The following is a 23,470-nucleotide window of genomic DNA, read 5'->3' as shown; positions in this document are numbered from 1 at the left end:
GGGTCAGGGCTCAGGGCTCAGGGGCTCCTGCGGCGCACGCCCCCGGAATGAGCCGTTCGGGTGAGCGACCGGCCGGCCGTCCCGACCGCTGGCGGTGGCGCCGCCCGGCCCGGCGTCCCGGCGGGTGGCCTCCTGTGCACCGAGGGTGAGCACGCGGTCCGCCAGCGTCAGCAGGGACCGGTCGTGGGTGATCAGGAGGGTGGTGCGCCCGGCCATCAGGCGGCGCAGCGCGGGGACGAGCTGCTCGATGGTGTGCGGGTCCAGGCCGCTGGTGGGTTCGTCCAGGATCACCACGGGCGTGTCGCGCAGGAAGGCCCGGGCGATGGCGACGCGCCGGCTCTGCCCACCGGAGAGCTGGAAGCCGTCGGCGCCGATCACCGTGCGGTAGCCCTCCGGGAGCGCTGTGACGAACCCGTGGGCCCCGGCGCTGCGGGCGGCGCGTTCGATGTCGGCGGGCGGGGCGTCCGGACGGCCGTACACGATGTTGTCGGCGATGCTCGCGTGGAACAGCGGGGCCTCCTGCGTAAGCAGTGTGACCGCTTGGCGCAGTGAGGCGAGGGTGAGGTCGCGCAGGTCCTGCCCGTCGAGGCGGACGATGCCGGCCTGCGGGTCGAGGAAGCGGACCAGGAGCTTGGCGAGGGTCGACTTGCCGCTGCCACTGGGCCCGACGACGGCCAGGGTCTCCCCGGGGAGCAGGTCGAGGTCCAGGTCGGCGAGGACCGGCGGTCCGGGGACGCCGGTGGCGCCGGGGTAGGCGGCGCGGATGCCCTCGAGGGTGATCCGGCCCTGGACCGGGCCGGTGTCCCGGGCCGTGGGGCGCTCCTGCACCGGGCTGCGGAGGTCGTGCAGCTCCAGGACGCGTTCGCCCGAGGCGCAGGCCAAGCCGGCCATCGGAATGAGGGCGGCGAGCTGCTGGACGGGCTCGAACAGCTGCGCCATGAAGGCGGCGAAGGCGAGCAGACCGCCCAGGCTGAGGTTCCCGCGGATGACCTGCAGCGCGCCGACGCCCACCACGGCCAGCCCGGCCAGCAGCTGCAGCACCCCGAGGAAGGGCTGGTAGAGGCCGGAGACCCGGGCGGCGGCGAGTTCTGCGTCGAGCAGGGCCCGGCCCTCCCGGCGGACCCGTGCGACCTCGCGGCTCTCCTGGCCACAGGTCCGGGTGACGGTGGCGTTGCGCAGGGATTCCTCCAGCAGCGCGGTGACCCCGCCCGCGCGGCGCTGGACCCGCCGCTCCCGACGCCGGATGACGCGCCCGAACAGCGTGCTGGACAGGACGAACAGCGGGGCGGCCAGCAGCGCGGCCACGGTGAGCGGCCAGCTCAGGTAGAAGGCGGCGCCGGTGAACAGCAGCAGGCTGACGAAGGCGACGGCGCCCTCGACCAGTCCGGTGGCCACCATCCGCTCGATCTCGGCGATGTCGAAGGTGAGCCGCGCCACCAGGTCGCCGCGCCAGCGGGTCTCCAGGGTGTCGGGGGGCAGGGTGTGCAGGTGGGCGAGGGTGTCGGTGCGCAGCCGCAGCATGTAGCGCTCGGCGATCCAGGTGCTGGTGTAGCTGCCGGCGAAGGTGAGCAGCCCGGCGGCGATGGACGCCGCGAGCATGAGGGCGGCGAGCGGCCAGAAGGCGGCGAAGTTCCGTGGGACGAGGACGTTGTCGATGAGGTCCTTGAACAGCCAGACCGAGACGATCTCGCCGAAGGCGCCGAGGACGAGCAGGGCCGCGCTCACCGGGAGCCAGCGCGCGTCGGGACGCACCCATGGCCAGAACCGGCGGACCAGCTCCCGCAGCGGGATGACCGGCGATTCCGCCACCGGTCCGTGGTCGTCGGCCTTGAAGGCCTTCGATGCCTTGGAGCCCTTGAAGACCTTGGGGGCCACCCGGTCACCCGGGGGCGTCACATCGCGCATGGACACGACCCGTTGCTCTCGGAGACGTCGTTCCGGGATCCGGAAACGACGTTCCGGGCGTGGACCCGTCGTTCCGGGCTGGGGACCCGCCGCCTCCGCGCGGAGGCGGCGGCGCCCCAGGACGAGGGGCCGGCGGTCGCACCGCCGACCCCAGTGATGGTGCTAGTCGGGACTACCGGGTGCAGTCCTGGCCGAAGTCACCGTCCCCACCAGTCGAAACCGAAACGACGGCGGTAACCACGACGGTCAAAACCACGACCACGGTCAAAGTCACGGCCTCCGCCGTAACCACGGCCGTAGCCACGGCCGTAACCACCGTCCCTGTCTCCTCGACGACCGAAGTAACTCATCACGGCTTCTCTCTCTCGTCGCGTCGGCGCTCCTTACCACCCGCGACCCGCACCGACGGCGGGGTTGCGAGAACTGGAGGCCGTTGCCGGTGGGCGGACCGTTCCGGTGGCCTGTCGGCGACGCCCGGCGGTTCGTCCCACTACTCCAGTATCCGCCCACCGACCGTATGCGCAGCTTCTGAGCCGATCGGATCGGACGATTAACAGGCCGCCACTGGAGCCGGCGCCCCGCCCGTCACGTTCAGCAACTGCCGATAGGTCATCGGCACGACGGTGTGCGGGTGTCCCGCGGCCGCCCAGAGCACCTCGTGGCCTTCGAGCACCGTGTCGACCACGGTGCGCAGCCGTGCCGGGTGGCCGGTCGGCGCCACTCCGCCGATGGCCTGGCCGGTGGCCTCGCGGACCTGGGCGGCGGTGGCGCGCTCGATCGGGCCGGTGCCCAACTGGCGGGCCAGGTAAGCGGTGTCCACCCGGTGGGCACCGCTGGTCATCACCAGCAAGGGCGCGCCATCACAGATGAACACCAGGCTGTTCGCGATGGCGCCGACGTCGCAGCCGAGCGCGGCGGCGGCCTCGGCGGCGGTGCGGGCGGAGTCGGGAAGGACGCGGATCTCGCCGGGGACGCCGGCCGCCGCCAGGGCCTCGGCGACGGTCTGACTGCGTGCGGGGAGGTTGGAGGTCATCGGCCCATCATGCCGTCCGCACCGGGCGGCGTCTGACGGCGCCGTCCGGCACGGCCCGCACACCCGCGGGGGGAGTCGAGGAGGACCGCGCCGCGCGCTCGACGCCGCGCCGACGGACCCGGCCGAACCCTTCCCGGCGGGGCGTCACACAGTTTTCACACCCCGGCCATCCAACGGCCTCGCGTCTCATTGACACTGCATCAAGCGAGTCGGGAGCCGCCTGCTCTGCATACATACGGTCAACGGTTGAATGACATTGTGCCCACCTCGTGCGCAAGCCCGGCCCAGGTGGCGAACGGGCTTTCACTCTAATCACACGGTATGACTAATATCGCTTCGTCAAAAACCCGTGCCCCGGACGGCCCGCCCCTCACCGGCCGGCCGCCAGCCCCAAGGAGTCAGCTCTGCGCGCGCGTGCGAATCGGCGGCCCCCGACGCCGAAGGGCCCCCGCAGGCGTCCACGCCTGTCCCTGCGGACGGCGCTGCTCGTCCTGGCCGTCGTCCCCAGCATCGCCCTGGTCGCCCTCTGGGCCGTGACCAGCGGCGAGACCATCGCCGACTTCCAGCGGCTGGCCGACCAGGCCACCATCGCGCAGAAGGCCGGCCAGCCGTCCAACATCGTGTACTACAACCTCCAGGAGGAGCGGCGGCTCAGCGCCGAGGCACTCGCCCGGCCCGGCTCCAACGCCGACCAGCTGCGCCACCAGCGCCAACTGACCGACGACGCGGTGCGGCAGTTCCAGACCCTCTCCGGGGCCACCGCCGACAACGCCCCCGAAGAGATCCGCGCCGCCGTCGTCGAGGCCCGCCAGGCCATGGGCAAGCTGGCCGAGCAGCGTGCCGCCGTCGACCGCGCCACCACCGACCAGCAGAGCGTCTACGCCTACTACACCGACCTGATCAGCGTCGACCTGCGGCTGTTCACCGCGCTCAGCCGGGTCGACACCGGCGAGGTCGCCTGGCTGTCCAAGACCCTGGTCAACTCCTTCTGGGCCAAGGAGATGCTCTCCCGCGAGGACGCCATCCTGGCCCGCGGCTGGCCCACCGGGCGGCTGTCCGCCACCGACTACCAGCAGGTCCAGCAGCTGATCGGCTCCCAGGACCACCTGCTCAACGTCCAGGTCCTGCCGTACATCCCGGACACCGAGGCGCCGGCCTGGCACGAGCTGGTCAACAGCCCGTCCTGGCAGGCCAAGGCCGCCGTCGAGCAGGCGCTGCTCAAGCCCACCGCCGCCGACGCCACCGGCACCGTCAAGCTCCCGGCGACCCAGGACCAATGGCGCCAGGCCCTCGACGGGCTCAACCCGCCGCTGGTCAAGGCCCTCGAGGACCGCACCAACGGCATCATCGAGGTCGCCAAGGGCGCCATCATCGGCATGCTCACCCGGGTCGTGCTGACCACCGTCATCGGCCTGATCACGGTCGTCGCGGTCGTCATCGCCTCCTGGCGGCTCAGCCGCTCGCTGCGCCGCCGCATCAAGGACCTGCACACCCAGGCCGAGGAGATGCGCAGCACCCTGCCCGAGGTGGTCGACCGCCTCGGCCGCGGCGAGCAGGTGGACGTCGAGGCCGAGAGCCGCGCCGTCACCGACGGTCCGCACGGCAGCGGCACCGACGAGCTGGCCCGGCTCGGCCAGGCGCTCAACCTGGCCCGCTCCGCCGCCCTGGAGGCCGCCGTCGGCCAAGCCGAGCAGCACCGCGGCTTCGAGCGGCTGCTCCAGCGCATCGCCCGCCGCACCCAGCTGCTGATCGGCCGCCAGCTGCGCAAGCTGGACGAGCTGGAGCGCAAGCACGACGACCCGGAGGTCCTGGAGGGCCTCTTCGACCTCGACCACCTCACCGCCCGCCTGCGCCGCTACGAGGAGAACCTCGTCATCATGGCCGGCGGCCAGCCGCAGCGGCGCTGGCGCAAGCCCGTCCCGCTGCTGGACGTGTTGCGCGCCGCGCAGGGCGAGGTCCAGGACTACCGCCGGATCTCGATCGACATCGAGGGCCACCCGTGGCTCTCCGAACGGGCCGTCGGCCCGGTGGCGCACGTGCTCGCCGAGCTGATGGAGAACGCCACCACCTTCTCCAAGCCGCCCACGCCGGTCGAGGTGCGCGCCGCCGTGGTCGGCCGCGGGCTGGCGATCGAGATCGAGGACCGGGGCCTCGGCATGGACCCGGAGCAGTACGACGCGGCCAACGAGCTGATGAGCCGCCCGCCGCGCACCGACGTGCTGGCCCGGGCCGACGACATCCGCCTCGGCTTCCACGTGGTCGCCCGGCTGGCCTCCCTGCACGGGCTGAGGATCGAGTTCCGCCCGTCCGCGTTCGGCGGCACCCGGGCGGTCGTCCTCGTCCCGGACGAGCTGGTCATCGAGGGCGACACCGGGCTGCCGGACGGCGCCGGCGGCACCGCCACCGAGCCGATCCCGCTGGTGCGCCGCTCGCGCCGGGCCGTGCGCTCGGCCTCCGACGAGGCGCCGGCCCCGGTGCCGACCGGTCCGCCGGTCGCGCCGGTGGACTCCTTCACGCAGGGCGACTTCGCCCCGCAGGCCGCTCCGGTGCCACTGCCTCAGCCGGAGCCGGCCCCGATGCCCCTGCCGGTGCGGGTGCCGCTGCGGCTGCCCTCGGCGGGCGCCGGGGTGGGCGAGGGGCCGCAGACCACGCTCCAGGACGTTCCGGTGCCGCCGGCGCCGTTCCCGGCGGAGCAGCCGTTCCCCGCGGAGCAGCCCCACCAGGCGCAGCAGCCCGACCAGGCGGCGCAGCAGCCGTATGCCGCGGAGCAGCCCCACCAGGCGCAGCAGCCCCACCCGGCGTACCCGGCCGGGCAGTCCTTCGGCCCGGAGCAGTCGTACGGGTCCGAACCTTCGTACGGCGCTGAACCTTCCCACACCCCGCGGCCGTCCTACGGGGTGGAGCAGCCCGTCCCGGCCGCTCAGCCGTCCTTCCAGCCGGAGCAGCCGATCGAGCACAGCTCCCCGGCCGACCCGGCGCCCGTCCAGGACGCCCCGGCCTACCCCGACATCGCCTACGCACGGGTCACCGAGGCCGAGGCCCCGTACGCCGACGAGCAGTACCGCCCGGCCGACCACTACCGGCTGGCCGAGCGGCGGCAGCGTCGCGAGTACCAGACCTCGGTGCCGTTCAGCCCGGCCGAGGGCGGCCAGCCCCCACTGCCGCAGCGCGTCCGGCAGGCCAGCCTGGCGGCCGAGCTGCGGGTGCCCCCTCCGGCCGCGCCGCAGTGGGTCAAGCGGTCCGCCGAGGACGCCACGCCCGCGGGCCCGTTCCAGCGCACCGACTGCCCGGTGCGGCGCTCGGGTGCGGCGATCGGCGCCTTCCAGCGCCAGTCCCGCGCCGCCCGGGCCCAGGACAGCGGCGAGCACCCGCTGCCCGCCGCCCCGCCGGCCCCCTCCCCCACCCCGTCCCCCTGGGCCCCTGCGGCCGCGGACTCCCGAACCACACGAACGGATGAGCAGTCATGAACCGTACGATCGCCACCCACCAGGACCTGGACTGGCTGCTGGACGGACTCGTCGACTCGGTGCCCGGGACCAGGAACGCCGTCCTGCTGTCCGACGACGGTCTCGTGGTCAGCCACTCCCGCACCATCGAGCGGGCCGACGCCGAGCGCCTGGCCGCCGTCGCCACCGGCCAGCAGAGCCTGGCCCGCGGGGTCGGGGCGCTGTTCGACGGCGGCCCGGTGCACCAGGTGATCGTCGAGCTCGCCGAGTGCTGGCTGTTCGTCATCGCCGCGGCCCAGGGCACCCACCTGGCCGTGGTCGCCTCCCAGGAGGTGGACGCCGAGGTGATGTCCGTCGCGATGCACACCCTGGTGCAGCAGGTCGGCCAGAAGCTCACCACCCCGGTCCGCCACGACGACGCCCCCGGCGCCCCCGCCGCCCCGGCCTCCTTCGACGCCTTCGCCACCCGGAACCGGGGCTGACCCGGGTGGAACGGTACGGGAACGACGCCTGGGGGGACGGCCGCGACGACGGCCGGCAGGCCGGTCCGCAGTCCGGCCCCGCCTCCGACCCGCAGTCCGGTCCGCAGTCCGACCGGGAGGACCGGGACGACCGCTGGCGGCGCGGCGCGGTGCCGCACTGGAGCGAGCTGGAGGAGGAGGAAGCGGAGGACGAGTCGGGCAGCATGGTGCGCCCGTACACGATCACCCGCGGCCGGACCGCACCCGAGCGGGACGACCTCACCCTCATCACCGTGCTCACCACGGTCGAGGAGAAGGCCGAAGCGGCCCTGGCGCGGGGCAACCGCGCCGGCGCTCGCGGCCTGCAGCCCGAGCACCGGCTGATCCTCGATCTCTGCCGGCACCCGATCGCCGTCGCCGAGGTGTCGGCGGACCTGGACCTCCCGGTCTCGGTCACCAAGATCCTGCTGGGCGACCTGGTCGCCCAGGGCCTGCTGAAGGCCCGGGCGCCGCTCTCGGTGGCCCGGGCCGCCGGGGGCGTGGACCTCGGCCTGCTCACGGCCGTACGCGAAGGACTCCGGAGACTCTGAACATGGCAACACCGCACTCCGCCGTCGACTCCCCCGCCGCCCCGGTCGCCCCGGCGGCCGTCAAGATCCTGATCGCGGGCGGCTTCGGCGTGGGCAAGACCACCCTGGTCGGCTCGGTCAGCGAGGTCACCCCGCTGCGCACCGAGGAGTACCTGACCCGGGCCAGCGTCGGCATCGACGACCTGGCCGGCATCGACCAGAAGACCACCACCACCGTCGCGCTCGACTTCGGCCGGATCACGATCAGCCCCGAGCTGGTCGTCTACCTGTTCGGCACGCCCGGCCAGGAACGCTTCTGGTTCATGTGGAACGACCTGGTCAACGGCGCCCTCGGCGGGATCGTCATCGCCGACACCCGCCGGCTGGAGACCAGCTTCGCCTCCATCGACTTCTTCGAGAGCCGGGGCATCCCGTTCGTGGTCGCGATCAACTGCTTCCACAACACCAACACCCGCACCCCCGACGAGATCCGGGCCGCGCTCGACCTCGACCCGCAGGTGCCGATGCTGCTCGGGGACGTGCGCGAGCGCGCCTTCGGGCGGGACCTGCTGCTCGCCCTGGTCGACCACCTGATGGACCTCGCCGCCACGCCCGCCGGCTGAGCCGTCCCCTTCCCCCGGCCGGACCTCCCGTGAACTTCCCTACGGAGCACCCCTCATGACCAGAGCCCTGCGCGTCCTCGTCCACGGTGGCGGCATCGGCGGCCTCACCCTCGCCACCGCCCTCGCCCAGCGCGGCCACCAGGTCGACGTCGCCGAGCTGCGCGAGCAGTTGGAGGCCCTCGGCGTCGGCATCATCCAGCCGTCCAACGCCCTGCACGTGATGCGCGAGATCGGCGTCCTGGAGGACTGCCTGGCCGTCGGCTTCGAGTGGGAGATGCTGACCATCTGCGACCCGGCCGGCGCCACCCTCGCGAAGATCCCGCAGCCCCGGATGGGCGACGCCCCTTCCAACAACGGCATACCGCGCCCCGCGCTGGCCCGCGTCCTCGCCGACGCCGCCGCGAAGGCGGGCGTCACCGTCCGCTTCGGCACCACCATCGACACCCTGGCCGAGGACGCCGAAGGCGTCGAGGTCACCCTCACCGACGGGCACGCCGGCCGCTACGACCTGGTCGTCGGCTTCGACGGCATCGGCTCGCCGCTGCGCCGCCGGCTGTACGGCGAGAAGTACCTCCCCGAGTACACCGGCTTCGCCAACTGGCGGGTCACGCTGCCGCGTTCGCCCGAGGTGCGGGGCGTGGTGATGTCCTCCGGCAACCTGAGGGCGAAGGCGCTGCTCACCCCGATCAGCGCGGAGCGGATGTACCTGGGCTCGGTCTTCGCCGAGGCCGAGGACTTCCGCCCGGACCCGGAGCGCGCCCACGAGCAGCTGCGCGAGCGGCTGGCCGGCTTCGGCGGCCCGATCGCCGGGGCGCTGGCGCAGATCACCGACCCGGCCGCCGTGGTCTACTCGCGGATCTCCCAGGTCACCGTCGAGGGTCCCTGGCACGTCGGCCGGATCGTGCTGGCCGGCGACGCCGCCCACGCCTCCACCCCGCACCTCGCCCAGGGCGCCGCGATGGCCGTCGAGGACGCCCTCGTACTCGCCCTGAGCCTGGACGAGGCCGACTCCGTCCCGGCCGCCCTCGCCGCCTGGGAGGAGCGCCGCCGCCCGCGCGCGATGTGGGTCCAGGCCCTGTCGCGGGCCGTCCTCAAGCAGGAGACGGGCACCGCGACCACGCCGGAGGAGGACGAGCTGCTGAAGGTCGGCATCCCCGGCGCGGCGCACGTCCTGGTGCAGCCGTACTGACGGCTCCGGACTGACGGCTCCGGGCTACGGGCCACGGCCGGCCACCGGCCCGGCGGGGCGCTGCGGCGCGCCGCCGGGCTCACCAGCGGCCGGCCAACTCCAGGATCCGGTACCCGAGCCACCCCGGCGGGATCATCGCGAGGGCCAGCCCCGCGACCACCAGGTCCGCCTTCCTCGTGGCGAGTTGAGCCCGCCAGGCCATCGCCCGCTGCCGCCTCCCGTCGGCCGTCAGGGCGGTGTGGATGGTGTGCGCCAGGTGCACCGTGGGCGTCGGCGGGGAGGAGATGCCCGACCGGGCCATCCACCGCCACGCCGCCGGGCCCTGGCGCTCCTTCACCGGGAACACCCGCGGGGTCCACTGGCCGTCGAAGGTGATGACGGCTCCGATCCAGTGCCCGCCGGTGACCAGTTCCCTGGGCAGCAGCGGGGTGGGCAGGCTCTCGTTCAACTCCCCGGCCAGCTCCGCCAGGCCGCGCGGGGCCAGCAGGATCAGCTTCGCCGGCGGCTGCGTGGCCCTGGCCTCCCCGATCTCCCAGCGCAGCCCCTCCCCCGGCCCGAGGCGCAGGACGATCAGCTGGGACAGGTCCATCAGCCGCCGCACGGTGCCCTGCCAGTCGTCGAGCGGCAGGTAGAACCGGGCGGCGCCCAGGAGCGGCAGGGTCTCGCCCGGCCGTCCCACCGCGATCACCGGGCCCACGGCGCCCAGCGCGGCGGCGAACTGCACCTCCCGGGTGCGCAGGCCCGCCGCCGTCCGGGCGTCCTCCCTGGCGGCGGCCTCGTCGTCGAAGCTGCGCAGGTAGAGCACGGGTCTGCGGCCGTCCCGCAGCAGCGCCTGGGCGGCCCCGCGAGCCGCGTACGGGCGGGTGCGGCGCAGGACCAGGAGTCCGGCCCCCGCGGCGGCCGCACCGCCGACCAGCAGCAGGAGCGACACCCTCGGCGGGAGTCCCTCGCTCCGCTCCGACGCCGCGACGGCGAGGGCTCCGCCCCCGGACAGCACGCAGCCGGCGGCCTGGGCGATCCGGACGGCGCGCCGCCGGCGCGGCTGCGGCGTGCCGTACCGGTTGACCAGCGCGACGATCTCGGCGACCCCGGACCGGCGGCGGTGGCGCAGCCACAGGGCGGGCCCGAGCAGCGCCAGGGCGACCGCCCCACAGCACCACGCCCCCACCCTGCTCCCGCGCACCTGCTCGCCCATGCCCACGTTGACCAGCAGGTGCAGCGCCGCATAGGCCGCGGTGACCGCGACCGCCGTGATCGACCGGGCGACCACGCGGAGCCGGGACGACACGTCGATCCACCCCCTAGCCTTCGCGCAGCCCTTCGAGCGGTCCTGCGCGCAGCGCCTCGAGCCAACCCGGCGAACAGCCGATTGAGCAGCCGGTTGAGCAGGACCCTTCCATGCGATACCGCAACCGGCGGACCGTCATGCGTGTGCGACCGGTACCCGTTTCCCGGCGCACGCCCCGGGCGGGCGGTCTTGTGCCCGCGCCGGGTCGCGGTACAGGCTGGCGGCCGACCCGGCCAGTCGACGCCCTGGAGGTGCGGTGCCGTCCCTGTTCCGCATGCTCGACCTGCACGAGGCCGTGGAGCGCGAACGGCAGCACCCGGACGGGCGGCTGTTCGTCTCCGACTACAACGGCGGGCACCCGTTCGTCGCCGACTACCTCGGCCCGCTCGCCCACACCCCGCCGTACCTGCTCGGCGACGTCACCCGCTACTCGGCGATCGACGAGGACCGCGCCCTGCGGGCCAAGATCGCCCGGCTGCACAGCGCGTACGACGAAGTGGAGTACGGGCCGGAGCAGGTGATCCCGGCGGGCGGCTCCAGCAGCCTGCTCGGCACCTTCTGCACCTGGCTGCAGCTGAGCGGCGTGCGGCGCGTCCACTACCTGCCGCCCGTCTACTACAAGTTCGCCTACTTCTTCCGGAAGTTCGGCATCGAGCCGGTCCGGGTGAGCGAACTGCACGCCCGACAGGAGGGCTTCGCACCGGAGTTGCCCGAGGAGCGGACGGTGCTCCTGCTCACCGATCCGCTCTGGTACGCCGGGCAGCCGGTCCCGGCCGGGGTGCTCGAGCGGATCGGCGAGTGGCAACGGGCCACCGGGTCACTGGTGTTCGTGGACGGCACCTTCCAGTACCTGCGCTGGGACGGCGGCCGCCGCGAGGAGAGCGCCGCCCTGCCGGCCGACCTCACGGTACGGCTGGTGAGCCCCACCAAGTACCTGTCCATCCACGGCTACCGCTGCGCCCACCTGCTCGTCCCCGAACGGCTGCGCGAGCCGCTCGCCGACCTCCACATCAACCTGCACGGGGACGTCACGGTCGCCGACCGCCTGTTCGCCCACCGCGCCGCCGACCTGATGCTCGACGGGGAGGGCAACCGGCGGCTGGTGGAACACATCCGGGCCAACCACCGGCGGATCCTCCGCAGCGGCGCACTACGGGACCGCGCGCCGGTGGACACCGGGTACTTCCTGTTCGCCCGGGTCGCCGCCCCGGCCGCCCGGCTGCTCGCGCTCGACGAGCGGCACTTCGAACTCACCGGCCACGAGGGGTTCGTACGGATCAACCTGCTGAACGAGGCGGCGCTGGACGGGCTGACGGCTCCGGGCGCGCTGACGGCTCCGGGCGGACCGGCGTCGTCGGGCGGGCCGGCGTCGTCGGGCGGACCGGCGGCGCCGGCCGGCTGATCTGGTCCCGGCGGTCCCACACCGCCTTGGAGATCCGGGCGAGCAGCCGGGCCGCCGGGTCGGTGCGGTCGGTGCCGTCGGCGAGCCGGCCGGTGTAGCAGACGGCGATCAGGTAGGGCGGGCAGTCGGCCGGCTGGACCAGGCCGACGCTGAGCCGGACGCCGGGGAACCAGCCGTTCTTGAAGGCGATCCGGGTGTTGGAGGGCAGGCCGGCGGCCAGGTCCACCCGGAACTCGTTGCACTCGAGGAGGGCGAGGAGTTCGGGCTCCCCGGCGAGCGAGCGCAGCAGCCGCACCAGGTCGTGGGCGCTCACCCGGTTGTGCACGCCCTGGGCGCGCGCCGCGTAGTCCTCGATGCCGCGCGGGGTGGAGCTGTGCGTGGCTCCGGCGCGGCGCCACACCTCGGCGACGGCCTGCGGGGTGGTGCGGGCCAGGCAGATGTTGGTGGCCAGGTTGGAGGAGTGGGTGATCATCCGCTCGGCGAGCAGGCGCAGCGGCACGTGGGTGCCGAGCAGTTCCCAGGGCAGCGGATCGCTGTCCCAGTCCGGGTCGTTGCCGAACTCGCCGCCCACGACGGACTCGAAGCGGTTCACCACCGGCACCTCGGCGTCGAGGTTCGCCCCGCCGCGGCAGAGCGCCGCGAGCACCGCGACCTTCATCGTGCTGGCGGCGTCGTGAAGTTCGTCCGGGTTGTGGACGAACACCGGCTCCGCTCGTTCCGCCCAGGGGGCCACCACCACAGAGAGCATGGAGGAAGGGTAGGGGAGGTCGGCGCCGGACCTCGACGGTTGCGGCACGCGACACGAACCCGGCGCTCCCGTGTGGCGCCCCGCAAACGCGACGCGTTCACCCGTTCGCGTTCCTCCGCGGCAGCCCCCGGCCGGCGGTCCTGCGCGGCTGCCGCACGACCACGCGGCCGTGGCGTTTGGTGCCGACCAGCTCCACGCGCAGGGTGGTCGGCACACCGGAGTCCGGCGCCCGGCGGTTCCTGACCCGGCTGAACTCCAGTGCCAGGCCGTCGGAATCGACCACGATGCCCGGCCGGGTGATCAGCGTCAGGGTCTTGCCCTCCATGTCCAGGTCGATCCGCAGGGTGTCCTGGGTGATCACCGCCTCGGTGAAGTCGAGGGTCACGTCGCACCACTCCACAAAGAGCTCCAGCCGGCGCGGCACCACCCAGCGGCCCTCCCGCCGGACCGGGCTCCACCGCTGGTCGATCCGCAGGACGTCCTTGACCTCCGCCACCACCCCGTCGGCGGAGACCGACACGGCCGGCAAGTCGGCGGTGAGCCCGGCCAGTTCGCCGAGCGTCCGGGCCGACAGCGCGACCTCCAGGCGCTCGTCCAGCTCGTCCGGGGTCAGCCGGCCGTCACCCGCCGCGACCCGCAGCAGCTCGGCCACCCGGTCCCGGTCGGCGTGCGAGGCCCGCATCGCGGACTGCGGGCCCCGGCCGGCCTGCGTCCCGGTAGGCACGATCTCTCCCGGCATGGTTCCCGTCCTGAACTCGACGATGGTCTTCGCGCGTTGCTCAGCGGCGCGAACGAGAACTCACGATATATCGCGATAGGGCTTCTCGCCAGGCCCGCTCGGCGGGGCGCGCCGCGGGCGGCCCGCGGGCTCACCGGCATGCGGCAGGTGTGCAGTCCGCCCGCCCGCGCGATGGCGCCCGCGCCGTCGTCCGCACGGGGCTCGGGACCGGGGATCTCCCTCGGACCTCCTCGTCGCGCTCACCCCGGCGTCAGTTGACGAAGTGCGTCAGTTGACGAAGTAGCTGAACCCGACCGTCGCCACGGACGTCCCGGCGGCGATCTCGCGCGTCAGTGCCCCTGGCAGTTCGCCGCGGAGTACACGTCGCCCTTCGGGCCATGGATCCCCCTGCCACCCTGTCCATGTCAGAACACCGGCCCCCCGAAGCGACGACAGCACCCGGCCCCGGGAGGGTCACGCCTGCCCGGGGTGCGCCTCTCCGGCCGGCAGGGCCCGGACGGCGTGGGCGATGTCCGTGCGCAGCCCGTCGAGGGTGTGGTCGGGGCCGAGGATCATGCGGCGGAGCTGGGGCATGGCGAGGCTCCAGCCGACCATGCCGAGCGTGAGGAACAGTCGCGCCCGGGGGTCGCCGGTGTCGTCCGCGGACCGCGCCGCCCGGAGCTTGTCCTGGTAGTGGCGGGTGCGGGCCTCTTCGCCGGGGACGGGCTGGTCGCCGAGTTCGAGGGCTTCCCACAGGAGCAGTCGCAGGGCCTCGGGATGGGCCAGGTGGTAGTCGAAGAGGCGCTCGGCGTACGCGGACAGGTCCTCGTCGCCGGGCGGGACGGCCTGGGCGAGGTCGGCCATGAGGCGTTCGAGGACGGCGGCGAAGAGCCTGTCCTTGTCGCCGAAGTAGTCGTAGATCGCCCGCTTGTTGGCCTGGGCCTGGGCGGCGATGCGGTCCACGCGGGCGCCGGCGACGCCATGCGCGGCGAATTCGGTGGCCGCCGCCGCGAGGATCCGCTCCTTGGTTGCCGTCGAGTCGTACGCCATGGAGCGATGGTAACGAACCGGTTCGTTTGACGTTCCCGCGACCGGTCTGCCACGCTCACGTCGAGCAACCGAACCAACTAGTTCGTTCGATAGGAGTGGTGATGCCCCGGACCGATCCGTCCGCCCCGCCGTCCCCCGCAGCCGCGCCCCGGCCCGCGCCCGCCGCGCCGGGCCGGCGGCTGCCGCTGGTGATGGCGCTGGCCTGCGGCGTCAGCGTGGCCAACGTCTACTTCCCGCAGGCCCTCACCCCGCTCGTCGCCGACGGGCTCGGCGTCACCCCGGACACCGCGGCGAACCTCGCCACGGTCACCCAGCTCGGCTACGCCGCGGGGATCTTCCTCCTGGTGCCGCTCGGCGACCGGCTCCCCCGCCGTCCGCTGATCACCGTGCTGCTGGCCGTCACGGGCTGCGCGCTGCTGGCCGCCGGACTCGCCCCCGCCGCCGGTCCGCTGGTCGCGGCGGGCGCGGTGGTCGGCCTGGCCACGGTCGTCCCGCAGCTGCTCCTCCCGCTGGCTGCCGGCCTGGTCGCGCCCGACCGGCGCGGCACCGTGATCGGCACCCTCCAGGGTGGCCTGATCGGCGGCATCCTGCTGGCCCGCACCTTCGGCGGCGTCCTGGGCGAGCACCTCGGCTGGCGCGCCCCGTACCTGGCCGCCGCCGCCCTCACCGGCCTGCTCGCCCTCGTCCTCGGGCTGACCCTGCCCGGCACCGCGCCGGCCGTCCGCGACCGGTACCCGGCCCTGCTCGCCGACACCGTGCGGATGCTGCGCACCGAGCCGGGCCTGCGCCGCTCCGCGCTCTGCCAGGCCGCGCTCTTCGGCGGCTTCAGCGCCGCCTGGACGGCGCTCGCCCTGCTGCTCGCCGGCCCGCACTACCGCCTCGGCGCCCAAGCGGTCGGCCTGCTGGCGCTGATCGGGGCGGCGAGCATGTTCTGCGCCCCGGCCGCCGGACGCCGGGTCGACCGGTACGGCCCGGACCGGGTGAACGGCTGGTGCGCCGCCGCCACCCTCGCCGCCGCCGCGGTGCTCGCCGGGGGCAGCGCCGGCGGCGCGCCGGGCCTGGTCGCGCTGGCCGCCGGCCTGCTGCTGCTGGACGTGGCGGTGCAGTGCAGCCAGGTCGCCAACCAGGCCCGCATCTTCGCCCTGCGCCCGGAGGCCCGCAGCCGACTGAACACCGCCTACATGACCTGCTCGTTCCTCGGCGGCAGCGCCGGATCCTGGCTCGGCATCCGCCTGCACGACCGGCTCGGCTGGCCGGGGGTCTGCGGTCTCCTCGCGGTCTCCGCGGCCGCCGCGCTGACCGCCCTGAGGGCCGGGGGCGGCCGCCGGGGGCGGTGAGCCTCACCACGACGTCACACCAGCACACCGTCAAGTCACCATCTCCCGAAGGATCTTCCATGACTTTCCCGGCCATGCCGCCCGCCGTTCTCCGGTTCTTCCAGGCCTCCCAGGAAGGCGACGCCGACGCCTGGGCGGGCGCCTTCGCCGAGGACGGCGTCTTCCACGACCCGGTCGGCACGCCGCCGATCACCGGGCGCGCCGCGATCCACGAGTTCATCGCCTCCGTCCTGCCCGGCTTCCGCCCCTTCCTGGGGCTGACGCCCCTGGAGGCGCACACCGTCGGCAACCACGTCGCGGTCTCCTGGCGGGGCGCGGCCGTCGCCCTGGACGGCAGGCCGGTCAACTGGTCCGGCATCAACGTCTACGAGCTGGACGACACCGGGCTCATCCGGGAGGCCAGGGCGTACTTCAACAGCGCCGTCTTCCGGGCCCAGCTCGCCGGCTGACGCCGCTCGGCGCGTACGGCCGAGCCGGGGGCGACTCCGGCCCGGCCGTCAGCCGTGATCCGTCAGCGGTCGGCGGTCAGCCGTCCAGCAGGTGCAGGGCCTGGCGCAGGTTGTGCTCGGCGATGCCGGCCATCGCCTCGCGGGCCGGGAAGTCCCCGTCGAGCAGGCGCAGCGGTCCCGCCGTCAGCGAGAGGCGCTGCGCCGGCGCGTAGAGGGCGAGCCGGTCCTCGTCCAGGCCGTCCGCCGCCAGCGGAAGGTAGCCGGCCTCGGGCAGGCGGATCCGCAGGAAGACGTGCTCCCACTCGGCGTCGAAGTACATCGCGCCCTCGACGTCGATCAGCACCGGACGGCCTTCGGCATCCACCAGGACGTGGTCGGGCCCGAGTTCGCCGTGCACCACGCTGTACTCGGCGCGGGGCCGCACCGCCGCCGCCAGGGCCCGCAGCCGTTCCGCGAACCGGTCCCGGACTTCCGCGATCCGGGGGTCGCGGGCCGCCGCCTCCGCGAGGTCGCGCAGCGCGCGGTCCAGCACGACGCCCTCGCAGGACGGCCCGTGCGAGGCTCCTCCTCCGTCGACGACCGCCACCTTCCCGTAGCCGGGCGCCCGGTGGCCGCGCATGGCGTCCAGCGCCTCGCCGAGCCGGGCCAGCACCGGGGCGGCGGCGCGCGGGTCGCGGGCGAGCAGCTTCTCCAGGTTCTCGCCGGGGACGTCCTCGACGATCGCGAGGTCGCCCGTGCCCGGGGCGCCGTCCCGGTCCCCGGCGCGCCGGACGAACCGGAGCGCCGGGACCCGGACGCCGAGCGCGTCCAGCCGTGCGTGCGCGGCCTCGAACAGGTCGAGCCCGAGGCCGGGCGAGAACGGGTCGGCGAGGTCGTCGTCCCCCTCGGCCGCCGGCCAGTAGTTCTCGGCGCCGGCCCAGCGGTAGGCGATCGCCGTCGTCCCGTCGTCCATGAAGAGGCGGTACACGCCCTTCTTGCTGCCGCCCGCCAGCCGTTCGACCGACTCCAGTCGCCGCCCGGCGCCCAGCGCGGCCCGTGCCGCACCTGCCAACAGCTCCCGCACCGCTGCCCGCCCCTCCTCGGCCCGGCCGCCTCCTTCGGGCCGGCACGCCCTGTCGCCGACCGCCCGACTACCCACCGCCTACTGCCTACTGCCTACTGCCGGATGTGGCGGCTCAGGTCGCCGACCAGGGTGATCCGCACCCGCCGCTCCGCGAACCGCCACCGGCCGTCCTCCCCGCGCGCGAAGCGGTCGTTGTACCGGCCGGCGGCGATGGTCCGCAGCGGCAGCTCGGGCAGTGCCTGCAGCACGGTGACGTACGAGCGGGCGACCGCCGTCCCCGCGCGCTCGTCGACCTCGACGACCACGTTGGTGGTGACGTGCTGGGTCCGCGGCGTGCCGTCGGCGTGGACGACGATCATCCCGCGGAACATCGCCTCGATCGCCTCGCTCCCGCTCACCGGCTCCCCGCCGCCGACGAAGACGGCGTCGGCGAGCAGGGCGCCGAGCCCCGCGAAGTCACCGTCGTCGACGAGTTCGGCGTAGCGCGCGATCAGGGCCTCGATCGCCCGGTGGCTCTGCACCGGGTCGGCAGGTGTGGACATGCTCTCCCCCAGGGGTCGCGCGGCGGTCATCTCCCCGAACCCTCGCACATCTTGATCACGCGCCGGAAAATCACTGGCGGGCCGGTGCCCGGCGCGGCGGCCGGGGCGGTGCCGGGGCGGCCTGACGCGGACGGCCCGGGCGCCCGGCGGTCACCGGCCGGACGCCCCGACCCGACGACCCCTATGCCAGCCGGGAGATCTCCGCCGCGACGGCCTCCGGTTCGGCGGCGACGGTGACGCCGGCGACGCCGTCCAGGCCCGGGTGGGTGCCGACCCGGACGGAGTGCCGCGCGTTGCGCAGCAGGTCGAGGTCGTTGATGTCGTTGCCGAAGGCGTCGTAGGCGTCGATCCCCAGCGAGGTCAGCGCCTCCCACTTGTTGGTGGTGCCCGGGGCGAAGTCGATGATCGCCTCGTCGAGGTGGTGGTTGACGTTCAGTCCGAGCGCGCGGCAGGCCTCGGCGAGGCCCGGGAGGTCGGTCGCCTCGACCACCAGGAACTTGACCACGGCGGAGAGTTCGGCGAGCTCCACCCGGCGGGCGAGGCCGCCCTGGTCGACCCGGCCGCGGATCGGGTGGTCGGCCGGTCCGGTGTAGGCGTAGTCCCAGGGGCCGTCGGCGAGGTAGCCCGCCCGGAACCGCTCCACCTCGCCCAGCAGCCGGCCGAGTTCGTCGGCCTCGAACGCGGTCCGCGCCCGCACCTGGCCGTCGACGGAGACCAGGCTGCCGTTGCCGCCGATGAGCGTGGCGGTGGGGAACGCCCCGTCGAGGACGGGCAGGAGGTCGCGGACCGGCCGGGCGGAGGCGAAGACCAGCTGGTGGCCGGCCTGCTCGCAGGCGCCGAGGGCGGCGAGGATCCTGCTGTCGATCGTCCTCCCGTCGAAGCAGAGCGTGCCGTCGATGTCGAAGACCATGGTGCGGGCGTTGGAGGAGATCATCGGATGATGCTATCCAGGCGGGTGCGCACCCGGTCCACCACCCGTCGTCTGCCCGGGCGCTCCTACCAGTAGTCGGCCATCAGCTCGTGGTCCACCGTCATGGCGGCCCGGTCCAGAGCGGGCAGGCCCAGGTGGTCGCAGATCAGGGCGGTGAGCCGCTGTTCGCGGTCCTGGGCCCCGGAGCACTCGCCCCTGGGGTCGAGCCCGGCCGTCGTGACGAGGGAGACCAGCCCCTCGGGCAGGCACTCCTCGGTGAACAGGGTGTTCTCGTAGCTGACGGAGAAGGAGAACCGGCCGTCCCGGAAGTGGTACGCCTCCGGGCCGTGGGCCTTGCCGATGCAGGGGTTGGGCACGAACACCGCCAACTCGGCGCCCTCGGGGCAGAGCCCGCGGTAGTCGACGACGCCGTAGTCGTCGCGGGCGTGGTCGAACAACGGGTGCACGATCACGCCCCAGTCGCCGGGCGCCGGGTCCCCGCCCCGGGCGAACGGCGGGCGGCGCTGCGCGATCAGCCCGTCGGCCACTGCGGCCGGGGTGGTGCCCCTGAAGTACACCAGGACGGTCTCGTCCTCGCCGTGGTGCCGTCCGCGCAGCCAGTCGATCGGGCCCCGGTGGATCCAGTCGTAGTCGGTCATGGCCGGCACCGTAACCCTCGGCACCGACACCGCCCGTCGGGTGCGACGAGCGCGGCACCCCTCCCACCGGGGGGCGGCCCGCCGCCGGGTACCGTACGGCCGTGAACAACGCGACGCCTCCCGGGTGGTACCCGGTCCCCGGTCCGGACGGCGCCCCCGGCCACGAGCGCTGGTGGGACGGCACGGCCTGGACCAACGACGTCCGGCCGGTCCAGGGCGGCGGCTACGGCTATCCGGGCCTGGAGGCGCACTCCGGGCCCCAGGCCCACCCGGCACAGCAGCCCTACCCGGCGCAACAGGCCTACCCGGCCTACCCCGCGCAGCCGCAGCCGTACCCCGCCGTGAACCACGGCCACCCCGGCCCCGGCTACCCGCCCGTGGCCCCCGCCCCGCAGCGGGTCAGGCCGGGCGTGGTCATCGCCGTCGCGGTCGCCGTCCTGGCGGTCGGCGGCGGCATCGCCGGGCTCGCGCTCAGCCACGGCGGTGACCCGGTGGCGGACCCGACCACCGACCCCACCGTCTCCGTCAGCCGCAGCACCGAGCCGACGACGAGCCCGAGCCCCACCCCCACCCCCGCCCCGAAGCCGTCCACGCCCAAGCCCGCCCCGGTCCTCAGGACCACCGTCGCGGACCAGCAGCACTCGATCACCCTCCCGGTGTTCGAGGGCTGGGAGGTGGCGGCGAAGGACACCCCGCAGTGGTCGGTCTACCTCGGCAGCGGCCGCTACACCTGTGCGAACGGCAAGGCCTGCATCCGCGGCCGGTTCTCGGTGGAGAAGAACACCATCCAGGGCGACACCCCCAAGGCGGCCGCCGACGCCGCCATGCCGACCGTCGCCAAGCAGATCTTCAGCGGGATGACCTCGCAGACCGACTACGGCTCCGGCAGCCTCGCCGTGGCCGGCGTGGCCGGCTACGCCACCCGCTGGCACATCACCAACGCCGACGGCACCCAGGGGTACGTCCTGCTGGCCGCCCTCCCCGCGAAGGGCGGCGGCTACGTGGTCTTCGACGGCGGCGTGGACGACGACCCGGCCGCCCCGGACGTCTCGGTGCTGGACCAGATCCTCCTGGGCGTCAAGAAGGACGACGCCCCGACCGCCGGCACCTGACGCCGCGTTCCGGGGCCCGGCGGCCGGTCGGCTCCACGGCCGCGGGAACGCTCCGGGAGCCGCCGGGCGCGAGGAGGACCGGCTCGGCCGTGTACGGGTCCGGGGAGCGCGCCCGGGTCCCCGCGTCCGCCGCATCCCCCGTCGAGACGACGCCGCTCCCGGGCTACGCGGGCTGGTCGCCCGGGAGTTGCTCCGGCGTGGAGGGCATCGGGAGCACCCGCGGGCGGGCGGTGAGGCGGTCGCTGCGGCGCAGGACGAAGACCACCGGCAGGGCGATCAGGCTGGGCCCGGCGAGCAGGCCGGCCAGCCACTGGCGGCCGGCCAGACCGACGACCACCGAGCCGACGAGCATCCCGGCCGCGAGCACGAAGCCCGCCACCAGGCCGCCGAGGTAGAGCTGGTGGGCGCGCCGCTCCTTGCCCTCCTGGGCGGCGATCCGGGCGCGCTCGGTGACGTGCTCCTCCCGTATCCGGGCCGCCTCGAGCGCCGAGGCCGACGCCGCCCGGTCGCGTTCCAGCGCCGCCTGGTGGCGTTCCCTGGCGCTCTCCCTGGCGTGCTCGCGCTGGAGTTCCAGTTCGAGGTGCTCCAGGGCCACCCGCAGGTGCTCGGGCGGAAGTTGGGCCCACTGGGTGGCGATCTCCAGGGCCGTCGGGCGGCGGGTGCGGCCCTCCTCGGGGGTGGTCACCGGTCGTCACCTCGGGGCGTGGGGGCGGTTCGGTCGGGGTTGCGGGCGGCGCCGGGCGGCGGGCCGAGGCGGAGGAAGAGCCGCTCCAGGCCGTCGGTGACGGTCTCGGCGGCCACGGGGGTGAGCGGGTCGTCGGCGTAGTCGAGCAGGGGCCGGTACCGGGCCCCGGAACCGTCCCCGGCGACCACCGCGTCGTCCGCCCAGGTGAAGACGCTTCCGGCGACGACTCCGACGTCGCCGACGTCGCCGTGGTGAAAGACCATCCCCGTACCCGGAGTCGGCGCTCGGCCCGCAGGACGGGCCCCGGGCCCGGTGAACGCCCTGCCCGCGGGTACGGGGCCGCTCGGCAGCGCGGCGCGCGTGTTTCTGCGGCGTCCGGCCCCCCACGCGCCCGGTCGGTCCGGCGCCGGCAGCGACAACGCGGCCAGCACCGCCGCCGCCACCGCCGGGACGACCACCCACCAGCCGATCCCGGTGGCGGCGTGCAGCACCAGCGTCCCGACCCAGACCAGGACGGCCACCCCGCCGAACACCCGGCGCCTGTTCCCCACCTCGCTCCCCCTTCCGTCGGTCCGAGCCTACCCACGACGAGGGCCCCCCGGTCGGAGAACTCGACCGAGGGGCCCGTGGGATGACGGCAGGTCAGTGGATCAGCCGTGCTGCGGCGCCGGGAGCGTGGCCGAGCCGGCGAGCAGCGGCCACTCCCGGTGGAACGGCGGCAGCGGCAGCTTGCCCTCGATGATCGGGGTGCCGAAGACCTTCAGGTGGGCGAGCAGTGAGCCGTTCAGGTCGATGCCGCCGACCAGGGACCAACTTCCCGTCACCTGCGGCGGGTTGCCGGAGGAGTCGGCGACCAGCGAGCCTTCGGCCCGGGCGCTCAGGTAGGGGGCGACGCGGGTCTCCACGCCGACGGTGTCGTACAGGCCGAGGCTGATCTCGGCGCCGAGCGCGGCCCGCACGCCCGCCTTGCCGGTGAGCCGCACGTGCACCGGGGTGACCTTGGTCTCGGCATCGGTGACCGGGGTCCAGCCCTTGCCGCCGGTGTAGTCGGCGCGCACCGCCCAGGTGCCGGTGGCGTCCTGCTCGGCCTCCAGGTGGACCTGGCCGTCGGCGCTGACCTCCAGGTAGCAGGTGAGGCCGAGGTTGACGACCACCGGCAGGCCGGCGACGGTCAGCACCGGGCTGGCCTGCAGCTTGGCGAAGGGTACCCGGACGGGCGCCGCGCCGGTGCTGCGGGCGGCGTCACCGGTGACCTTCCACTGGGCGTGGGCGCCGAGGTCGAAGCCGATCGAGGCGGTGCGCGGGCTGCCGGCCGCCGCACCGTGGTAGGCGAAGTGGACGGCGGGGTGGAGCTGGAGCGAGCCGGACGCGTCGAGGCTCGCGCCGTCGGGCAGCGGGACGGGGGCCTTGACGTTCACTTCGAGGGTGCCGGAGGCGTCGGCCTGGATGCCGCCCGCGGTCAGGCCCGCGGTCGCCTTGAGGTCCTTGACCAGCGGGGTCACGGTGATGCCGCGCGGGTCGACGGGGACGTTGCCGTCGGCCTCGGTGCCGCCGAGGAGTTCGGCCAGGGTGGCCGGACGGGTGGTCAGGGCGAGGGTGTTGCCCGGGGCGGGGCGGACGCCGGTGACGGCTACCAGTGCGCCCTGGGGTGCGGCGGTGGTGGGCGGGCTGGCGATCAGCTGCCCGGGCTGGACGGCCGCCGTGGCCGCGGTCGGGCCGGCACCGGGCGAGGCGGAGGCGGCGGCGGGAGCCGAAGCGGACGCGGACGCCGAGGCGGAGGCGGAGGCGGAGGCGGAGGCGGAGGCGGGGGCCGAGGCTGGGGCCGAGGGCGGGGCGGCCGGCTCCGTCGCCGACAGCACCGCCGTCCCGGCCGCCGGGTCGTACGCCGTCAGTTGGAGGTTCCTGGTCGCCGCGGTGACGGCGCCGCCGTCCTTGCCCGGGCTGCCGATGGCGGCCTGCCGGTCGCCGGCGGGCGCGGCGGTGACGGGCGCCTTGCCCGTGGTCGGACGGCCGGCGGCGGGGGTGCCCGCCTTGGCGTGCGGGGTGCCGCCCGAAGGTGCCGCGGCGGCGGCCGGGCTGCCCCCGGCGGCGGTCGCGGCCGGGTCGGCGACGGTGGCGGCGGCCGGTGCGGCACCGGCCTGGGAGGGGCCGGGGCTGGTCGGCCCGCACGCGGCGGCCCCGGCGAGGACGAGGGTGAGGACGGCGGGGCCGGCGGCCCTGCCTATGGAACTCTTGAACACGCGGCGTCATGTTACTGACGAGGAATAAGTTTGTCGAAGAC

At 74.6% G+C, this 23,470-nt stretch carries 21 protein-coding genes and 1 pseudogene; 9 read left to right on the top strand and 13 right to left on the bottom strand.

The annotated features are described in order from the left end of the window. Nucleotides 1-3: 3 nt before the first annotated feature. Both ACZ5OX_RS18565 and ACZ5OX_RS18560 read right to left on the bottom strand, forming a co-directional pair. Nucleotides 4-1,905, bottom strand: coding sequence for an ABC transporter ATP-binding protein (locus ACZ5OX_RS18565; RefSeq protein WP_465631396.1), 1,902 nt, complete (start codon nt 1,903-1,905; stop codon nt 4-6). A gap of 550 nt (nt 1,906-2,455) precedes the next feature. Further along, a complete protein-coding gene (locus ACZ5OX_RS18560; protein WP_465631067.1) occupies nt 2,456-2,938 on the bottom strand; it encodes a YbaK/EbsC family protein in 483 nt (160 codons plus the stop codon). A gap of 533 nt (nt 2,939-3,471) precedes the next feature. On the opposite strand from ACZ5OX_RS18560, the gene ACZ5OX_RS18555 reads away from it, so the two are divergent. From ACZ5OX_RS18555 to ACZ5OX_RS18535, 5 genes are read left to right on the top strand one after another with little or no spacing between them, the layout of a single operon-like run. Continuing rightward, on the top strand, nt 3,472-6,405 hold the full coding sequence (locus ACZ5OX_RS18555; RefSeq protein WP_465631065.1) for a sensor histidine kinase: 2,934 nt from the start codon (nt 3,472-3,474) through the stop codon (nt 6,403-6,405). Beyond that, nucleotides 6,402-6,866, top strand: a complete 465-nt coding sequence (locus tag ACZ5OX_RS18550) for a roadblock/LC7 domain-containing protein (protein ID WP_465631064.1) — start codon at nt 6,402-6,404, stop codon at nt 6,864-6,866. Before ACZ5OX_RS18555 ends, ACZ5OX_RS18550 begins: the two co-directional genes overlap by 4 nt. Before the next feature lie 5 nt (nt 6,867-6,871). Further along, the gene (locus ACZ5OX_RS18545) at nt 6,872-7,435 is read left to right on the top strand and encodes a DUF742 domain-containing protein (RefSeq protein WP_465631062.1); all 564 of its coding nucleotides are present in this window, start codon (nt 6,872-6,874) and stop codon (nt 7,433-7,435) included. 2 nt (nt 7,436-7,437) lie between these two features. Then, entirely contained in the window at nt 7,438-8,037 is a 600-nt protein-coding gene (locus ACZ5OX_RS18540) for a GTP-binding protein (protein ID WP_465631060.1), read from the top strand. Between the two features lie 55 nt (nt 8,038-8,092). After that, complete coding sequence (locus tag ACZ5OX_RS18535; RefSeq protein ID WP_465631058.1) at nt 8,093-9,226, top strand: FAD-dependent monooxygenase; 1,134 nt, start codon at nt 8,093-8,095, stop codon at nt 9,224-9,226. Nucleotides 9,227-9,305: 79 nt separating this feature from the next. Here ACZ5OX_RS18535 and ACZ5OX_RS18530 read toward each other — a convergent pair whose 3' ends face one another. After that, the gene (locus ACZ5OX_RS18530) at nt 9,306-10,514 is read right to left on the bottom strand and encodes a transferase (RefSeq protein WP_465631056.1); all 1,209 of its coding nucleotides are present in this window, start codon (nt 10,512-10,514) and stop codon (nt 9,306-9,308) included. 274 nt (nt 10,515-10,788) lie between these two features. On the opposite strand from ACZ5OX_RS18530, the pseudogene ACZ5OX_RS18525 reads away from it, so the two are divergent. Further along, nucleotides 10,789-11,634 (top strand): annotated as a pseudogene (locus ACZ5OX_RS18525) (aminotransferase class I/II-fold pyridoxal phosphate-dependent enzyme); the annotation flags it as partial. Between the two features lie 157 nt (nt 11,635-11,791). Here the strand turns inward: ACZ5OX_RS18525 and ACZ5OX_RS18520 are convergent. The 3 genes from ACZ5OX_RS18520 to ACZ5OX_RS18510 form a co-directional block, all read right to left on the bottom strand. Next, a complete protein-coding gene (locus tag ACZ5OX_RS18520; RefSeq protein WP_465631054.1) occupies nt 11,792-12,664 on the bottom strand; it encodes a serine hydrolase in 873 nt (290 codons plus the stop codon). Nucleotides 12,665-12,761: 97 nt separating this feature from the next. Further along, complete coding sequence (locus tag ACZ5OX_RS18515; protein ID WP_465631052.1) at nt 12,762-13,403, bottom strand: DUF1707 SHOCT-like domain-containing protein; 642 nt, start codon at nt 13,401-13,403, stop codon at nt 12,762-12,764. Between the two features lie 453 nt (nt 13,404-13,856). After that, complete coding sequence (locus ACZ5OX_RS18510) at nt 13,857-14,432, bottom strand: TetR/AcrR family transcriptional regulator (RefSeq protein WP_465631050.1); 576 nt, start codon at nt 14,430-14,432, stop codon at nt 13,857-13,859. Between the two features lie 101 nt (nt 14,433-14,533). Here ACZ5OX_RS18510 and ACZ5OX_RS18505 point away from each other — a divergent pair, with 101 nt between their 5' ends. After that, complete coding sequence (locus ACZ5OX_RS18505) at nt 14,534-15,769, top strand: MFS transporter (protein WP_465631048.1); 1,236 nt, start codon at nt 14,534-14,536, stop codon at nt 15,767-15,769. A gap of 59 nt (nt 15,770-15,828) precedes the next feature. Beyond that, nucleotides 15,829-16,218: a nuclear transport factor 2 family protein gene (locus ACZ5OX_RS18500; protein ID WP_449808291.1), complete on the top strand. Its 390-nt coding sequence runs from the start codon at nt 15,829-15,831 to the stop codon at nt 16,216-16,218. A 76-nt stretch (nt 16,219-16,294) separates the two neighbouring features. Here the strand turns inward: ACZ5OX_RS18500 and ACZ5OX_RS18495 are convergent, their stop codons facing one another. The 4 genes from ACZ5OX_RS18495 to ACZ5OX_RS18480 all read right to left on the bottom strand — a co-directional run bounded on the left by ACZ5OX_RS18495 (nt 16,295) and on the right by ACZ5OX_RS18480 (nt 19,392). Continuing rightward, nucleotides 16,295-17,185 carry a phosphotransferase gene (locus tag ACZ5OX_RS18495; RefSeq protein WP_465631394.1) on the bottom strand — a complete coding sequence of 297 codons (891 nt, stop codon included), beginning with the start codon at nt 17,183-17,185 and terminating at the stop codon, nt 16,295-16,297. Between the two features lie 188 nt (nt 17,186-17,373). Further along, complete coding sequence (locus tag ACZ5OX_RS18490; protein ID WP_465631046.1) at nt 17,374-17,823, bottom strand: nuclear transport factor 2 family protein; 450 nt, start codon at nt 17,821-17,823, stop codon at nt 17,374-17,376. A 181-nt stretch (nt 17,824-18,004) separates the two neighbouring features. After that, the gene (locus tag ACZ5OX_RS18485) at nt 18,005-18,757 is read right to left on the bottom strand and encodes an HAD hydrolase family protein (protein ID WP_465631044.1); all 753 of its coding nucleotides are present in this window, start codon (nt 18,755-18,757) and stop codon (nt 18,005-18,007) included. 62 nt (nt 18,758-18,819) lie between these two features. Then, the gene (locus ACZ5OX_RS18480) at nt 18,820-19,392 is read right to left on the bottom strand and encodes a hypothetical protein (RefSeq protein WP_465631042.1); all 573 of its coding nucleotides are present in this window, start codon (nt 19,390-19,392) and stop codon (nt 18,820-18,822) included. 101 nt (nt 19,393-19,493) lie between these two features. On the opposite strand from ACZ5OX_RS18480, the gene ACZ5OX_RS18475 reads away from it, so the two are divergent. After that, nucleotides 19,494-20,504, top strand: coding sequence for a DUF2510 domain-containing protein (locus ACZ5OX_RS18475; protein WP_465631040.1), 1,011 nt, complete (start codon nt 19,494-19,496; stop codon nt 20,502-20,504). 163 nt (nt 20,505-20,667) lie between these two features. Here the strand turns inward: ACZ5OX_RS18475 and ACZ5OX_RS18470 are convergent, their stop codons facing one another. From ACZ5OX_RS18470 to ACZ5OX_RS18460, 3 genes are all read right to left on the bottom strand, one after another. Next, entirely contained in the window at nt 20,668-21,189 is a 522-nt protein-coding gene (locus ACZ5OX_RS18470) for a hypothetical protein (RefSeq protein WP_392872370.1), read from the bottom strand. After that, a complete protein-coding gene (locus ACZ5OX_RS18465) occupies nt 21,186-21,740 on the bottom strand; it encodes a hypothetical protein (RefSeq protein WP_465631038.1) in 555 nt (184 codons plus the stop codon). Before ACZ5OX_RS18465 ends, ACZ5OX_RS18470 begins: the two co-directional genes overlap by 4 nt. 99 nt (nt 21,741-21,839) lie before the next feature. Then, nucleotides 21,840-23,429, bottom strand: a complete 1,590-nt coding sequence (locus ACZ5OX_RS18460; RefSeq protein WP_465631036.1) for a hypothetical protein — start codon at nt 23,427-23,429, stop codon at nt 21,840-21,842. Nucleotides 23,430-23,470 lie beyond the last annotated feature (41 nt).

The sequence above is a fragment of the Kitasatospora sp. NPDC032121 genome, from assembly GCF_055580145.1.
This window is presented reverse-complemented; position numbering and strand designations above follow the sequence as displayed.

Coding starts and splice junctions, on each gene's coding strand:
- ACZ5OX_RS18505 (WP_465631048.1), top strand. CDS start 14,534: ATGCCCCGGACCGATCCGTCCGCCCCGCCGTCCCCCGCAGCCGCGCCC.
- ACZ5OX_RS18480 (WP_465631042.1), bottom strand. CDS start 19,392: ATGACCGACTACGACTGGATCCACCGGGGCCCGATCGACTGGCTGCGC.
- ACZ5OX_RS18535 (WP_465631058.1), top strand. CDS start 8,093: ATGACCAGAGCCCTGCGCGTCCTCGTCCACGGTGGCGGCATCGGCGGC.
- ACZ5OX_RS18540 (WP_465631060.1), top strand. CDS start 7,438: ATGGCAACACCGCACTCCGCCGTCGACTCCCCCGCCGCCCCGGTCGCC.
- ACZ5OX_RS18560 (WP_465631067.1), bottom strand. CDS start 2,938: ATGACCTCCAACCTCCCCGCACGCAGTCAGACCGTCGCCGAGGCCCTG.
- ACZ5OX_RS18490 (WP_465631046.1), bottom strand. CDS start 17,823: ATGTCCACACCTGCCGACCCGGTGCAGAGCCACCGGGCGATCGAGGCC.
- ACZ5OX_RS18565 (WP_465631396.1), bottom strand. CDS start 1,905: ATGCGCGATGTGACGCCCCCGGGTGACCGGGTGGCCCCCAAGGTCTTC.
- ACZ5OX_RS18550 (WP_465631064.1), top strand. CDS start 6,402: ATGAACCGTACGATCGCCACCCACCAGGACCTGGACTGGCTGCTGGAC.
- ACZ5OX_RS18510 (WP_465631050.1), bottom strand. CDS start 14,432: ATGGCGTACGACTCGACGGCAACCAAGGAGCGGATCCTCGCGGCGGCG.
- ACZ5OX_RS18520 (WP_465631054.1), bottom strand. CDS start 12,664: ATGCTCTCTGTGGTGGTGGCCCCCTGGGCGGAACGAGCGGAGCCGGTG.
- ACZ5OX_RS18485 (WP_465631044.1), bottom strand. CDS start 18,757: ATGATCTCCTCCAACGCCCGCACCATGGTCTTCGACATCGACGGCACG.
- ACZ5OX_RS18500 (WP_449808291.1), top strand. CDS start 15,829: ATGACTTTCCCGGCCATGCCGCCCGCCGTTCTCCGGTTCTTCCAGGCC.
- ACZ5OX_RS18515 (WP_465631052.1), bottom strand. CDS start 13,403: ATGCCGGGAGAGATCGTGCCTACCGGGACGCAGGCCGGCCGGGGCCCG.